A 12935-nucleotide genomic window follows, 5' to 3' on the forward strand; every position below is an offset into this window, starting at 1 on the left:
GATGATCGAAAAAGGTCAATGCGTGTTGGACGCGGCGCGATGGAAGCGTGTCAACGACGCGAGAGTTGCCGGGCCGACGCCGAGCGCGCGGGCGGTGTCGAGATCCGTTGCGGTGTCGACGTCGGTCCGAAGGCCCGGCCACGCTCCGGTGAGTCGCCTGGCGCCGGAATCCGTGTGGCCACGCGCGGATTCGGGGCCGAATCGTGGATCGAGAGGTAGATCGGGATCACAGGAGAACAGTGCCGCGGTCCCGGTTCCGTGGTGATCGACGACGATGGAACGACCACCGGTGCGGGCGGCACTGAGGGCCTCGAGCAGTTCGCCTGGTTGCAGCGACGGAAGATCTGCTTGGATGACAACAAGATCCACCGTGCCATGTTCGGTGCGGATGTGGGTGGCCGCTGCGTCGAGGGCGGAGTTGAGTGAATTCTCGGTGGACCTACTCGAATCAGGATCGGCGTACACGTTCACTCCCGCGGCGTACGCGAGCGCGGCGACGGTCGGATCCGGAGTCACCACGGTGACGCCGTCGATGGCAGGTACACCGGTAACAGTGGCCAGGGTGTCGTGAAGCATCGCGAGAACAAGGTCGGCACGGGCGTCGACGTCGAGTTCGGCGGCCAGTCGGGACTTCGCGGATCGGAGGTCTTTCACGGCGACGATGGCATGCATCGGGCGCGGACGTTCCGCTCTGGTTGCGCTCGGCCTCGCACTGGTCATCCTTCGATCTTGCCAGTCGGTTGCCGACATGTCTGTCTCTGCCTGCCTCACCGGGGCGTCTGCCGACCCGAGTTCGGTCCGGGCGATAGTCTGTGCAGGCGATTTCATTGCCGGGTCGCAACACAACCGGCGTCCTGGCGAACGTCACGAGGGTAGACGAGGTGACTGTGTGAGTAAGGCAGCAGTATTGGGTGCAGGCTCATGGGGAACGGCGTTGGCGAAGGTCATGGCCGAGGCCGGCACCGAGGTGACGATGTGGGCACGCCGGAAGGAAGTCGCCGACCGGATCAACGCGACGCACGAGAACAGTGACTATCTACCCGGTATCGCTCTGCCCGAGTCGATTCGTGCGACTGATCGTCACGAGGAAGCGATGGACGGAGCAGACTTCATCGTTCTGGCGGTGCCGTCGCAGTCGTTGCGGGGAAACCTCGAGCAGTGGAAGGATTCGATAGGCCCGAATGCGACTCTGTTGAGTCTGGCCAAGGGCATCGAAACCGGTACCTTGATGCGGATGAGCCAAGTGATCGTCTCGGTCACCGGCGTCGAACCCAGCCGTGTCGCCGTGCTGTCCGGCCCCAATCTGGCGCGTGAGATCGCAACCCGTCAGCCGGCCGCGACGGTCATCGCCTGCACCGATTCCTCGCGGGCACTGGCTCTTCAAGATGCTTGTGCCACAGGATATTTCAGGCCCTATACCAACTCCGACGTGATCGGCTGTGAAATCGGCGGCGCCTGCAAGAACGTGATCGCGTTGGCATGCGGCATGGCGGCAGGCAGCGGTTTCGGCGACAACACTGTTGCCAGCATCATCACTCGCGGCCTGGCCGAGACGATCCGACTGGGCGTTGCACTCGGCGGGCAGGCGTCGACGTTCTCGGGGCTGGCCGGCGTCGGCGATCTCGTCGCCACGTGCACATCGGAGTTGTCACGAAACCGGACGTTCGGTGAGCGCCTCGGCCGCGGCGACTCCATGGAATCGGCGCAGCAGGCCACCAACGGTCAGGTAGCCGAGGGTGTGAAATCGTGCACGTCCGTGCGCGCACTCGCCGCCGGATACGACGTCGAAATGCCGTTGACCGACGCCGTCCACCGCGTCTGCCACGAAGGGATAGCGGTCAGCGAGGCAATCGGCCAACTACTCGGCCGACGGACCAAGCCGGAATGACGTCAGTAGACGGCTACGGCGATTCCACCAGGTGCGTGAGTAGCGTCGGGAGTCCGCACAATCCTGGTCAGCCCATGCAGTTGGGGCCGGTATTTGCTGCGCCGTACCAGCTTTCGGAGGACGAGGGGAGCGAGAGTGACACGTATGCCCGGGCATCGAACCCAGGGTGGCGTGGCCTCGAGGCGGCGCTCGGGACGCTTGAAGGCGCGGATCACACCGTTGTCACAGGGTCAGGAATGTCTGCAGTCACGGTGACATTGCGCAGCCTGCTTCAGGCCGGCGATACCGTCGTCGTTCCGTCGGACGGGTATTACCAGGTGCGGCGTTACGCGGAGGAAGCCCTGGCTCTGCTGGGCATCGGCGTTCGCGAGGTGTCGACGACGGGCATGGGTGACGCGAGTTTCGCGGAGTTGCTGTCGGGGTTGCCGGGACGCGTTGTCGTGGTCGCCGAGACACCGTCCAATCCGATGCTCGACGTCGTCGATCTGCGGGCGTTGTCACAGGTGTGCCATCGCGTCGGAGCAATCCTGGTGGTGGACAACACGACCCCGACTCCGCTCGGTCAACGTCCCCTCGAATTGGGAGCGGACGTCGTGGTCGCCAGCGGAACAAAAGCGCTGAGCGGGCACAGTGATCTTCTGATGGGCTACATCGCCACGTCCGACGCGGATATCGCCGCGAAGGTCGAGCGTGAGCGCCTGCTGTCCGGGACGGTTCTCGGTCCGTTCGAAACGTGGCTTGCGCATCGCAGTCTCGGGACGGCGGGGCTGCGATTCGGCCGCCACTGTGACAATGCCCAGGCGCTCGCCGACATGGTGTCCGGCCATCCCGCCGTCATGGCCGTCCGTTACCCGGGGATGCGAACGGACCCGTCGTACGCCGTTGCGTCGGAGCAGATGCACAGGTTCGGCGGTCTGGTGAGCATCGAATTGGAGTCTGCAGCGGCTTTCCATTCCTTTGTCGCGGCAAGCGAACTTGTCACATCCGCGACCAGTTTCGGTGGCATCCACACCACCGCTGATCGGCGGGCTCGGTGGGGAGATCAGGTCAGTGAAGGGTTTGTCCGGATCTCATGCGGTATCGAGGACACCGCGGATTTGTTGACGGATGTCGAGCGCGCCCTGGGTGGACTGACGTCCAGTCGGTAGTTTATCCACTGCCCGAGCGCGTGCCGAAGTCGATTCGACGGTACGGTTTGACGCGTGAATAACAGCCGTACCCGTGTAGCCGTGATCTTCGGTGGCCGGAGCAATGAACATTCCGTGTCGTGCGTATCCGCCGGGAGCGTGCTCGCGCACCTCGATCCGGAACGCTACGACGTCGTGCCGATCGGCATCACCGCCGACGGGGCCTGGGTTCTCGGTTCCACCGATCCGGAATCGCTGGCCATCAACGGTCGGGAGTTGCCCACCGTCGACAAAGACGGGACGGCGCTGACACTGACTGCTGATCCGACGCGTTCCGGTGCGCTGCTGGCGCTCGACGGAACAGACGTGGGTTCCGTCCTGGCAACTGTCGACGTCGTATTTCCGGTCCTGCACGGTGCCTACGGGGAAGACGGCACCATCCAGGGTCTCCTGGAAATGGCCGGAATTCCTTACGTCGGTCCCGGCGTGCTGGCGAGTGCCGCCGGTATGGACAAGGAATTCACCAAGAAACTGCTTGCTGCCGAGGGGTTGCCTATCGGTATGCAGGTTGTCCTGCGCCCGGGAACGGCGACACTGAGCGACGAGCAGAAAGAGCAGTTGGGGCTTCCGGTCTTCGTGAAGCCGGCTCGCGGTGGATCGTCGATCGGTATCACGCGAGTCACCGGGTGGGACGGCCTGGACGGCGCGATTGCTCATGCTCGCCTGCACGATCCGAAGGTGATCATCGAGGGCGCGATTATCGGGCGGGAAGTCGAATGCGGTGTGCTCGAATTCCCCAGCGGTGACATCAAGGCGAGCGTGGTCGCAGAGATCCGGATGCCCGCCGACGACGGTGATTCGGACGCGTTCTACGACTTCGACACCAAGTACCTCGACGACGTCTGCGAATTCGACGTCCCCGCACATCTGGATGCGGGCGTCAGCGATCAGATTCGTGAGTTGGCCGTGCGCGCTTTCACTGCACTCGATTGCCAGGGGCTCTCACGCGTGGACTTTTTTGTCACCGAAGACGGTCCGGTGATCAACGAGATCAACACCATGCCAGGATTCACATCCATCTCGATGTATCCGAAGATGTGGAAAGCAACCGGAATCGATTACGGCACTTTGCTTTCGACGTTGGTCGACACGGCGCTGGCCCGCGGGACCGGATTGCGCTGACGCGCGTGTTGCCCGCAGGACAGGGGCCGGGATTGCCCGGCCCCGTCGCGTCACATCAGGGAACCGGGATCGGCGCCGGGTCGAGTGGCTGCTGCGGGATTGTCGCAGAGATGGTGTCCGAGATTTCCTGAATCGGAGTGGGGCCGGTGCCGTCGGGAACGGTGATCCCGATGTACTCGCCGCGGTCGACGGCAAACCAGGTGCTGGCCGCCAAGCCGATGTCGGTACCCGAGATCTGGAACCACTGCACGCCGTTGACTACCTGAAGTGCCGCGGCCTGATCGAATTCGGCGGGGCGGTCGAGTCCGCAGCGCAGGACGATCGGTTCACCCTCGCTGCGCTGCCACGCAGCGGCGCCGGCGGGTGCGGGTTCGGCAAGTTCGGCCTTGGTGAAGTCGCCGATGTCCTCAGGAAGTGCACCAAGTAGCGAGACGCAGGTCTCCGACTCCGCGTTGGGTGCCGGAACCGGGCCAAGTGCCACCGGTTCGAGCGTCGGGTTCTTTCCTGCGACCACGGCGGCGATCACCAACCCGACGATCAGGGCCACCGGCAGCGCGATGGCGGTGGCAATCAATGCCGGGCTTCGACGCTCGACTTCGTCGAGGTCGTTGTCGTCCTGGTCGTTCGTCTCGGGGGACGTGTTCTCAGACATGCTCAGTTCTTCGTTCGATTCCGGGTTCGGTTGTTGCGGGGGCTCGCGTGCGCATCGGTAGAATTGCCACTGCTTTGACGGTACCGCAGGACGCTTTTGGTCCGATCTGCGCTGAGAAAAAAGGGAGTGCTCATCTCGTCATCAGGATCGACCTCGCACGAACCGGCATCTTCATCGCCCCGCACTGTTGCTCAGGTGGGGGAGTTCGACGTGATTGCGCGCTCTCTTGTCGGTCGAATTCAACCGCTGACGACGGAGTTGGGTCCCGGTGACGATGCAGCGATTGTCACCGCACCCGATGGCAGGGTTGTCATTTCCTCGGACATGCTGGTCGAGGGAAGGCATTTTCGGCTCGACTGGTCGCCACCGCGCGACGTCGGACGCAAAGCGGTGGCACAGAATGCCGCCGACATCGTGTCGATGGGTGCGCGGCCGAGCGCCTTCACGGTGTCATTGGGCTGCCCACCGTCGACTCCGATCGACGTCATGGACGAAATCTCCGCCGGAATCTGGGATGCCGCAACGGATCTGGGTGCGGGCATCGTCGGTGGGGATTTGGTGCAGTCTCAGGACATTGTCGTCTCGGTGACGGTACTCGGAGATTTGGGTGGACGGCGGGCAGTCACTCGGGCCGGTGCCCAGGTGGGCGACCGTGTTGCCGTCGCCGGGTTGTTCGGTTGTTCGGCAGCAGGTTTGGCGCTGCTTCTCGCCGGCGATCGTTCGTTCCCGGACCTTCTCGCGCTCCATCGTGTTCCGGTCCCGCCGTACGAGTCCGCGTGGGCCGCGGCTGATACTGCTCACTCCATGACCGACATCTCGGACGGGGTTGTCGCTGATCTTCGCCACCTCGCGTCGGCGTCAGGAGTCCAGGTCCGGATCGATTCGGGTGCTGTACCGACGTCGGCAGACGTGTCGAAAGCTGCAGCCGCTCTGACACTCGATCCGCTGGAGTGGATTCTCTCCGGTGGCGAGGATCACGGTTTTGCCGCGACCTTTGCCGCCGGTGAAGACCTGCCGTCGGGGTGGACCGTAATCGGCGAGGTCGTTGCCGGCACCGGAGTTGTGGTGGACGGCGAACTGCGTGAATCCGGCGGCGGCTGGCACAGCTTTTCGGCCACGGACACTACCTCGGTATAGGTTCTCCTCATGGCTGTTTATGCACTAGGAGACAAGGTTCCGGATATTCATCCGGACGCGTACGTACACCCGGACGCGGTGGTGATCGGCAACGTGAGCCTCGCTGCAGGAACGTCGATCTGGCCACAGGCCGTACTGCGTGGTGACTACGGCACAATCTCGGTGGGTGTCGGATCGAACATTCAGGACGGCACCGTGATTCATTGCACGGTTACCGAGCCCACGATTATCGGCGCCGGATGTGTTGTGGGCCACAACGCGCACATCGAGGGGTCCACGATCGAGGAAGGGTGCCTGATCGCGTCCGGGTCGATCGTGCTCAACGGTTCGGTGATCGGGGCGGGGTCGATAGTCGGAGCCGGCGCTGTGATCGCGCGCGGATTCGTAGTGCCACCGCGCAGCATGGCTTTGGGGGTACCCGCCAAGATTCGCGAAGGCTACGAAGTTCCGCTCGGTCATCTCGAAGCGAATGTCGCGAACTACTCCGCCAATGCCGCGCACTATCGCGGCGCGCTGCGCAGGCTCGACTGATGGATACTCACATCGAATCCGGCTGGGCCACAGCGCTGGAACCGGTTTCCGAGCAGATCGCTCTGATGCAGAAGTTCCTCGACAACGAGACCGCAGCAGGGCGCGAGTTTCTGCCCGCACGCGAGAATGTGCTGCGCGCGTTCACGAATCCGTTCGAGGACGTCAAAGTGCTTATCGTCGGACAGGATCCGTATCCGACCCCCGGTCATGCGGTGGGCCTGAGCTTTTCGGTTGCCCCTGATGTTCGGCCCGTTCCCCGCAGCCTGGTCAACATCTACAAGGAATATCACCAGGACCTGGGGCTGCCGATTCCCGATGACGGGGATCTGACACCGTGGTCGAATCAAGGTGTGTTGCTGCTCAACCGGGTGCTGACCGTAGCGCCAGGGGCAGCAGCGTCACATCGGAAAAAGGGTTGGGAACCTGTGACCGAACAGGCAATTCGAGCTCTGGTGGCTCGATCTGCCCCGATGGTTGCCATTCTGTGGGGCCGCGACGCCGCGACGTTGACCCCGCTGCTGGGCAATACCCCCATCATCGAATCTGCGCACCCGTCACCACTTTCGGCGTCGCGTGGGTTCTTCGGTTCACGTCCGTTCAGTCGGGCTAACCAACTTCTGACGGAGATGGGGGCCGCGCCGGTCGACTGGAATCTGGGATCAACCGCGAGCGTGACCGAACCACTCTGGTGAGAGCAGTTCGGTCACGCGAGCCGAATCAAGCCTGCTTGGCAGCTACAAAATCGGGGCGACGCTTCTCGACAAACGCGTCGACGCCCTCCCGGCCGATGGGGCTGTTGGCAGCAGCCGTGATCGACGCTGCTTCGGCGTCGAGGTGCTCGGAGAGAGTGTTGGTCCGTGACGAGCGCAACAGTGCCTTGATACCGGCGTAGGACGAACTCGGTCCGTGCGCGAACGTACGGGCGAGCCGGGCGGCCTCTTCCTGAACTTCGTCGTCACCGACGAGACGGGTGAGGATACCGAGGCGAACGGCTTCGTCGCCGCCGAGAATCGAATCGCTCAGAAGGATTTCGCGCGCACGTCCGGCACCGACGATGCGGGGGAGTGACCAGGACATCCCACCGTCCGGCGTGTATCCGATGGAGGGGTATGCCGGGCGAAGCTTGGTGCTGGTGCCGCCGATGGCGATGTCGGCAAGGCAGACCAGGCTCATTCCGGCGCCCGCTGCCCAACCGTGAATTCCCGCGACCACGGGAACCGGTGCCGCATCCAGCGCACGCACGAAGTTGTGGAGGTTCCGGGCAACTCCGGCGACGTATTCTCCGCGATCCGGCGCTGACGAGAAGGCCCGGACATTACCGCCCGCGCAGAAGTTGGGGCCTTCGCCGACAAGGAGGATGCTGCCGATGTCGTCGCCGAACGATTCCAAGGCTGCTGCACCCTGGACCATTCCTTCGTCGTCGAGCGAGGTGCCGTTGGCGGCGGTGGAAATGGTGATGCGGAGTACGCCCTCGTCGAGCGTTACTTTGCTGAGGTCATCGATGGAAGTCACCTCACGCACATTACGTGTCAGGTGCCCGGGTCGTCACAGGAGGGACCCGACAAAGACACAACAAACGACACGACAAAAACAGCTCTGCCCCCGACACCGAAGTGTCGGGGGCAGAGCTTGCAATCGTTGTGCTCGGGCAATCAGCCCCGAGCGACCTTGCCTGCCTTGAGGCAGGAGGTGCACACGTTGACCTTACGGGTGTTACCCGGGGCAACCTCGGTACGAACAGACTGAATGTTCGGGTTCCAGCGACGATTGGTACGCCGGTGCGAGTGCGAGACCGACTTACCGAAGCCGGGCCCCTTGGCGCATACGTCGCAGACGGCAGCCATAGTCGCGAACTCCTTGTTAGAAATGAATATTGAAGTGGTTACCCTACACAGTAGGACGGCCAGAATGACAATTCGAATATACGCTGTAGATCTTGCGATACCGAATCGGTCTCCGACCGCTTACGGTGCAGTCGAGCGTGACAACACAGAACACTGTTGTAAACGGCGCACCGGAGTGCACTGGTTGCAGCAATATTTGGTGTAGCCCGTTCGAGGCAACCGTGTAACAGTAACTGTTGACCGCCTGATTGACCAAACCGGCCCTCAATCCGGCGATCATGGAGTGCGCCCGACTACCCTCGACAGCATTCGTTTCGGTCCCTGCTGAAGGGACGTTTCCGCAGAGGGGAATTGCCAGTGGGGGAATTGCCAGTGGGGGACGTGCCGGTGGGGGACGTGCCGGTGGGGGACGTGCCGGTGGGGGACGTGCAACACCAGCGAGCGGACGGCACCGCGGACGGCCTGTTTCTGCGCAGGTGGGCCAGACGCTCGGTCGATTGCCTCGAGGAGCGTCGCGGAGAGATCAACAGCCTCAACGTCTTTCCCATCCCTGATTCCGACACCGGCACAAATCTGCTGTTCACGATGCGCGCCGCACTCGATTCGGCCGAGGCACTGGACGGCGACGTCACCAGCGCCGCCCGCACCGCCAACGCGCTGGCACGAGGTGCTGTGGCGGGCGCACGCGGCAATTCCGGCGTCATCCTGTCCCAGGTGATTCGTGGGATTGCGGAGACGGTACGCGGTGAGCGGATCAACGGACGCGATCTTGCGGTGGCGCTGCAGACGGGCACCGATCTTGCGTCACGCGCGGTGACGGACCTGGTCGAGGGCACCATCGTGACCGTTCTCCGAGCCTCCGGTGAAGCGGCGGCCCAGTGTGTCGGCGTGGATCTGCAGGCCGTTGCCCTCGCTGCGGCAGATGCGGCCGCGAGCGCCCTGGTCATGACGCCGCAGCAACTCGACGTGCTTGCCTCGGCTGGCGTCGTGGATGCGGGCGGCCTGGGGTTGCTGGTGATTTTGGACGCTCTGGTCGAGTCCGTGTCCGGGCACTCACCGGATCGGGCGGAACTGGGCGCCGGACGAAGCCGCGGTCTCGTTGCGCAGGTCAGCAGACGCGACCATGACTGGGACCGGAAATCGGGTCCACTCGAGTGTGGCGACGATTCGGCGCAGGACTTCGAGGTGATGTACCTCGTCGACGAATCGGATGAGGATCTGATGGCGGCGCTTCGCACCCGGTTGGCGGTGCTCGGCGACTCGATAGTGATCGTCAGTGACGGATTCGGTGGCTGGTCGGTTCACGTGCATTGCTGTGATGCGGGCGCCGCAGTCGAGGCAGGCCTCGAAGCCGGTCGCGTGCATGGGATTCGGATCAGCAGTTTCCTTGTCGACGAACGTGATCAGTTGGTCGCCCGTCAGGAGATGCAGTTTCAGGGCCACGATGCGCGTGGTGTGCTCGCCGTTGTGGCGGGAGACGGCGCGGCGGCACTGTTCGCGAGTGAAGGTGCCTCGGTACTGCGGTGCGACGACGCGCCGGTGACCCGTGCGCAGCTGCTCGGCCATATCCGCACCATGGATCGCACCGAGGTGCTGGTTCTGCCCAACGGCGCGCTGAGCGCTCAGGAGCTGGTTGCGGTCAGCGCGGCGGCGCGAGATCCCCTGCACCAGGTGCTACTGCTCTCGACATCGTCGATGGTCCAGGGGTTGGCGGCACTCGCGGTCCACGACGGAAGTCGAAACGTCGCCGACGACGGGTTCACCATGTCTGAATCGGCTGCGGCAACTCGGTGGGGGTCTCTGCGGATCGCCGTGGAACGGTCGCTGACGTTTGTCGGGACCTGCGACCCGGGCGACGCCATCGGGTTGATGGGTCACGAGGTGGTGGTCATCGGACCTGACGTCGAGGCGTCGGCAGCGCGATTGATCGACCTTGCGATGGGATCTGGTGGCGAATTGGTCACACTTCTCATGGGCGCCGACGCCGCCGACGGCTTGGCCGAGCGGATGGAAGCTCATGTCGTCGACACCTACCCAGGCGTCGACGTGTTGATTTATCAGGGCGGTCAGCCGGGGGATCTGTTTCAGCTGGGCGTGGAATGAGCGCTCTGTCGGGTAAACGTATCCGGAGCATGTGTGTCGGTGGGTACTGATATACGAATACCTGTGCTTTTCGATCTGCTGCTTTTCGATCTGCGAGGAAACTGACATGGCAACGCTCGCCGACAACTTGGATCGGCTCCTGGGAAAGAAGACCGCGGACGCGTTGGCCGAGGCCTTCGAGATCCGCACGGTCGAGGATCTACTGCGCCACTACCCCCATCGGTACGCGTCGGCGGGTAAGGAACTTGCCGACAAGGAGCCGCCGGAAGGCGAGCACATCACGATCATTGCGCGGGTGGCGTCCGCGAACATCGTGAACATGAAGTCCCGGACGGGGCAGATGCTCAAGGTTTCGCTCACGACGGATACGCAGACTGTCGACGTCACCTTCTTCAACCCGTACAAGGTGAAGCATGCCATCAAGCCCGGCGTGCGGGCGATGTTCTCGGGCACAGTCAAGTACTTTCGGAACAAGTGGAGTTTGACGCACCCCAGTTATCTGATTCTTCCGGAACCCGGTGCCGGGGAAGAAGATTCGATTGTTCCCTTGAACGCTGTCAAGGGGGCCGGCGATCTGGCGGGGCTGGCGCGTGCCAGCTCGGGACCGGGCGCCGAACTCGACTATTCGATTTTCGAGCGTGAGTTCATCCCGCTGTATCCGGCGACGCGCGAGGTGGAGAGCTGGACGATCATGCGGTGCGTCCGACAAGTTCTCGACCAGCTTGATCCGGTTCCCGAACCGCTACCGGCCGAGACTCTCGCCGAACATCATTTTGTCGGGTTGGACGAGGCCCTGCGAACGGTGCACCTGCCCGACACCAAGGACGACATCGAACGTTCCCGCGAGCGATTGCGGTTCGACGAGGCACTGTCTCTGCAGTTGGTTCTGGCGATGCGGCGTCACGACAATTCCGAGCGGGTGGCACCGGCGTGCGTGCCTGTTGCGGGCGGTATCGCCGAGCAGTTCGAGGAGATGCTGCCGTTCACCCTGACGGAAGGGCAGCAAGCCGTAGCCGCGGAGATCGCGGCCGACCTCTCGCAGACCCACCCCATGAGCCGGCTCCTGCAAGGTGAGGTGGGCTCAGGTAAGACCATCGTGGCGCTTCGGGCGATGCTGCAAGCGGTTGACGCGGGATATCAATGTGCACTGCTCGCGCCCACCGAAGTGCTGGCCAATCAGCATGCCCGGTCCCTGCGCGCGATGATGGGCCCGCTCGCAACCGGGGGAGAGCTGGGCTCGGCCGAGCACTCCACTCGCATCGCCTTGCTCACCGGTTCACTCCCGGTTGCCGCCAAACGTGCCGCGCTCCTCGACGCGGTGACCGGTGACGCGGGAATTGTCATCGGTACTCACGCACTGATCCAGGACAGTGTCGAGTTCTTCAATCTCGGCATGGTTGTAGTGGACGAGCAGCACAGGTTCGGGGTGGAGCAACGAGATCACCTTCGCTCGCGTGCTCGCGACGGCCTGAGCCCCCACCTGCTGGTCATGACGGCTACTCCCATTCCGCGCACCATTGCCATGACGGTGCTCGGCGATCTGGAGGTTTCCACACTGCGCGAATTGCCTCGTGGACGTAGCCCGATCAAGAGCAGTGTTGTGCCGGCAAAGCAGAAGCCCGCATGGGTGGATCGGGCGTGGGCGCGAATTCGTGAGGACGTCGCAGACGGGCGTCAGGCCTACGTCGTGTGCTCACGGATCGGTGACGGCGAACCCGCTGCGGGCGAGGACCAGTTCACCGAGGAGAAGCAACCCGAAACGAAGTCGGCTGTCGACGTCTTCGAGGAGTTGTCGGGCGGCCCGCTTTCCGAACTGCGCGTCGGACTCCTGCACGGTCGCCTGCCCTCTGACGAGAAAGACGTCGTCATGAGCGCGTTCAACGTCGGCGACATCGACGTGCTCGTCTGCACCACCGTCGTGGAGGTCGGTGTGGACGTACCGAATGCGACGGTCATGGTGATCGTCGACGCCGAGCGTTTCGGTGTCAGTCAGCTACACCAGCTGCGCGGCCGAGTGGGGCGTGGAAAACACCAGGGACTGTGCATTCTGGTGACGGGAAGTAATCCAGGTGGACCGGCGTACGAGCGGCTGTCTGCTGTTGCCGCCACCAATGACGGCTTCGAACTGGCGCAACTCGACCTCGCGACCCGACGTGAAGGAGACATTCTCGGAGCTGCCCAATCCGGCACCACGTCCAACCTGCGGCTGCTCTCGCTCATCGCGCACGGTGACATTCTCGAATCCGCGCGAGACTTCGCGACCGGTGTTGTCGAACGCGACCCGACGCTCGCCCGGCATCCCGCGCTTGCGTCGATGGTGACCGCCGCCCTGGACTCCGATCGGATCGAATACCTCGAGAAATCGTGAGCAGTATGACGGCAAACTGAATACGAATAGCGGCAGGACCATCGGGTTTGTTTCTCGATTCAGTCTACGATGTGGGACGCCGCGTGCTTGTACATACGGAATT

12 protein-coding genes are annotated in these 12935 nt (G+C 63.3%); 8 read left to right on the top strand and 4 right to left on the bottom strand.

Annotated elements, in window-relative coordinates; genetic code table 11:
* Positions 1-15: 15 nt before the first annotated feature.
* A complete protein-coding gene (gene cofC, locus V2B23_RS23745; protein ID WP_430952544.1) occupies positions 16-720 on the bottom strand; it encodes a 2-phospho-L-lactate guanylyltransferase in 705 nt (234 codons plus the stop codon).
* 169 nt (positions 721-889) lie between these two features.
* Here cofC and V2B23_RS23750 point away from each other — a divergent pair, with 169 nt between their 5' ends.
* The 3 genes from V2B23_RS23750 to V2B23_RS23760 are packed head-to-tail and all read left to right on the top strand — an operon-like array spanning position 890 to position 4197.
* Complete coding sequence (locus tag V2B23_RS23750; protein WP_430952545.1) at positions 890-1888, top strand: NAD(P)H-dependent glycerol-3-phosphate dehydrogenase; 999 nt, start codon at positions 890-892, stop codon at positions 1886-1888.
* On the top strand, positions 1885-3036 hold the full coding sequence (locus V2B23_RS23755) for a cystathionine gamma-lyase (protein WP_430952546.1): 1152 nt from the start codon (positions 1885-1887) through the stop codon (positions 3034-3036). The genes V2B23_RS23750 and V2B23_RS23755 overlap by 4 nt, the downstream gene beginning before the upstream one ends.
* Before the next feature lie 54 nt (positions 3037-3090).
* Positions 3091-4197, top strand: coding sequence for a D-alanine--D-alanine ligase family protein (locus V2B23_RS23760; protein ID WP_430952547.1), 1107 nt, complete (start codon positions 3091-3093; stop codon positions 4195-4197).
* A 55-nt stretch (positions 4198-4252) separates the two neighbouring features.
* On the opposite strand, the gene V2B23_RS23765 is transcribed toward V2B23_RS23760, so the two are convergent.
* Entirely contained in the window at positions 4253-4849 is a 597-nt protein-coding gene (locus V2B23_RS23765) for a DUF3515 domain-containing protein (protein WP_430952548.1), read from the bottom strand.
* Positions 4850-4975: 126 nt separating this feature from the next.
* Here V2B23_RS23765 and V2B23_RS23770 point away from each other — a divergent pair, with 126 nt between their 5' ends.
* The 3 genes from V2B23_RS23770 to V2B23_RS23780 are packed head-to-tail and all read left to right on the top strand — an operon-like array spanning position 4976 to position 7209.
* Positions 4976-5986, top strand: coding sequence for a thiamine-phosphate kinase (locus V2B23_RS23770; protein WP_430952549.1), 1011 nt, complete (start codon positions 4976-4978; stop codon positions 5984-5986).
* A 9-nt stretch (positions 5987-5995) separates the two neighbouring features.
* Complete coding sequence (locus V2B23_RS23775) at positions 5996-6517, top strand: gamma carbonic anhydrase family protein (RefSeq protein ID WP_045067171.1); 522 nt, start codon at positions 5996-5998, stop codon at positions 6515-6517.
* Positions 6517-7209 (top strand): uracil-DNA glycosylase, encoded by a 693-nt coding sequence (locus tag V2B23_RS23780; protein WP_430952550.1) that lies wholly within the window; start codon positions 6517-6519, stop codon positions 7207-7209. Before V2B23_RS23775 ends, V2B23_RS23780 begins: the two co-directional genes overlap by 1 nt.
* A 25-nt stretch (positions 7210-7234) precedes the next feature.
* On the opposite strand, the gene V2B23_RS23785 is transcribed toward V2B23_RS23780, so the two are convergent.
* Both V2B23_RS23785 and rpmB read right to left on the bottom strand, forming a co-directional pair.
* Positions 7235-8029 (bottom strand): enoyl-CoA hydratase-related protein, encoded by a 795-nt coding sequence (locus V2B23_RS23785; RefSeq protein WP_430952551.1) that lies wholly within the window; start codon positions 8027-8029, stop codon positions 7235-7237.
* A gap of 140 nt (positions 8030-8169) precedes the next feature.
* Entirely contained in the window at positions 8170-8361 is a 192-nt protein-coding gene (gene rpmB / locus V2B23_RS23790; RefSeq protein WP_003942669.1) for a 50S ribosomal protein L28, read from the bottom strand.
* A gap of 411 nt (positions 8362-8772) precedes the next feature.
* On the opposite strand from rpmB, the gene V2B23_RS23795 reads away from it, so the two are divergent.
* Positions 8773-10464 (top strand): DAK2 domain-containing protein, encoded by a 1692-nt coding sequence (locus tag V2B23_RS23795; RefSeq protein WP_430952614.1) that lies wholly within the window; start codon positions 8773-8775, stop codon positions 10462-10464.
* 106 nt (positions 10465-10570) lie between these two features.
* Complete coding sequence (gene recG, locus V2B23_RS23800) at positions 10571-12832, top strand: ATP-dependent DNA helicase RecG (RefSeq protein WP_430952552.1); 2262 nt, start codon at positions 10571-10573, stop codon at positions 12830-12832.
* Positions 12833-12935: the final 103 nt, after the last annotated feature.

The sequence above is a fragment of the Rhodococcus sp. 24CO genome (genome assembly GCF_050586165.1).
Lineage (GTDB): Bacteria > Actinomycetota > Actinomycetes > Mycobacteriales > Mycobacteriaceae > Rhodococcus_F.

Excerpts from the sequence above, each read along its gene's own strand:
- cofC (WP_430952544.1), bottom strand. The coding sequence starts at position 720 with ATGACCAGTGCGAGGCCGAGCGCAACCAGAGCGGAACGTCCGCGCCCG.
- V2B23_RS23755 (WP_430952546.1), top strand. The coding sequence starts at position 1,885 with ATGACGTCAGTAGACGGCTACGGCGATTCCACCAGGTGCGTGAGTAGC.
- V2B23_RS23765 (WP_430952548.1), bottom strand. The coding sequence starts at position 4,849 with ATGTCTGAGAACACGTCCCCCGAGACGAACGACCAGGACGACAACGAC.
- V2B23_RS23775 (WP_045067171.1), top strand. The coding sequence starts at position 5,996 with ATGGCTGTTTATGCACTAGGAGACAAGGTTCCGGATATTCATCCGGAC.
- V2B23_RS23780 (WP_430952550.1), top strand. The coding sequence starts at position 6,517 with ATGGATACTCACATCGAATCCGGCTGGGCCACAGCGCTGGAACCGGTT.
- rpmB (WP_003942669.1), bottom strand. The coding sequence starts at position 8,361 with ATGGCTGCCGTCTGCGACGTATGCGCCAAGGGGCCCGGCTTCGGTAAG.
- recG (WP_430952552.1), top strand. The coding sequence starts at position 10,571 with ATGGCAACGCTCGCCGACAACTTGGATCGGCTCCTGGGAAAGAAGACC.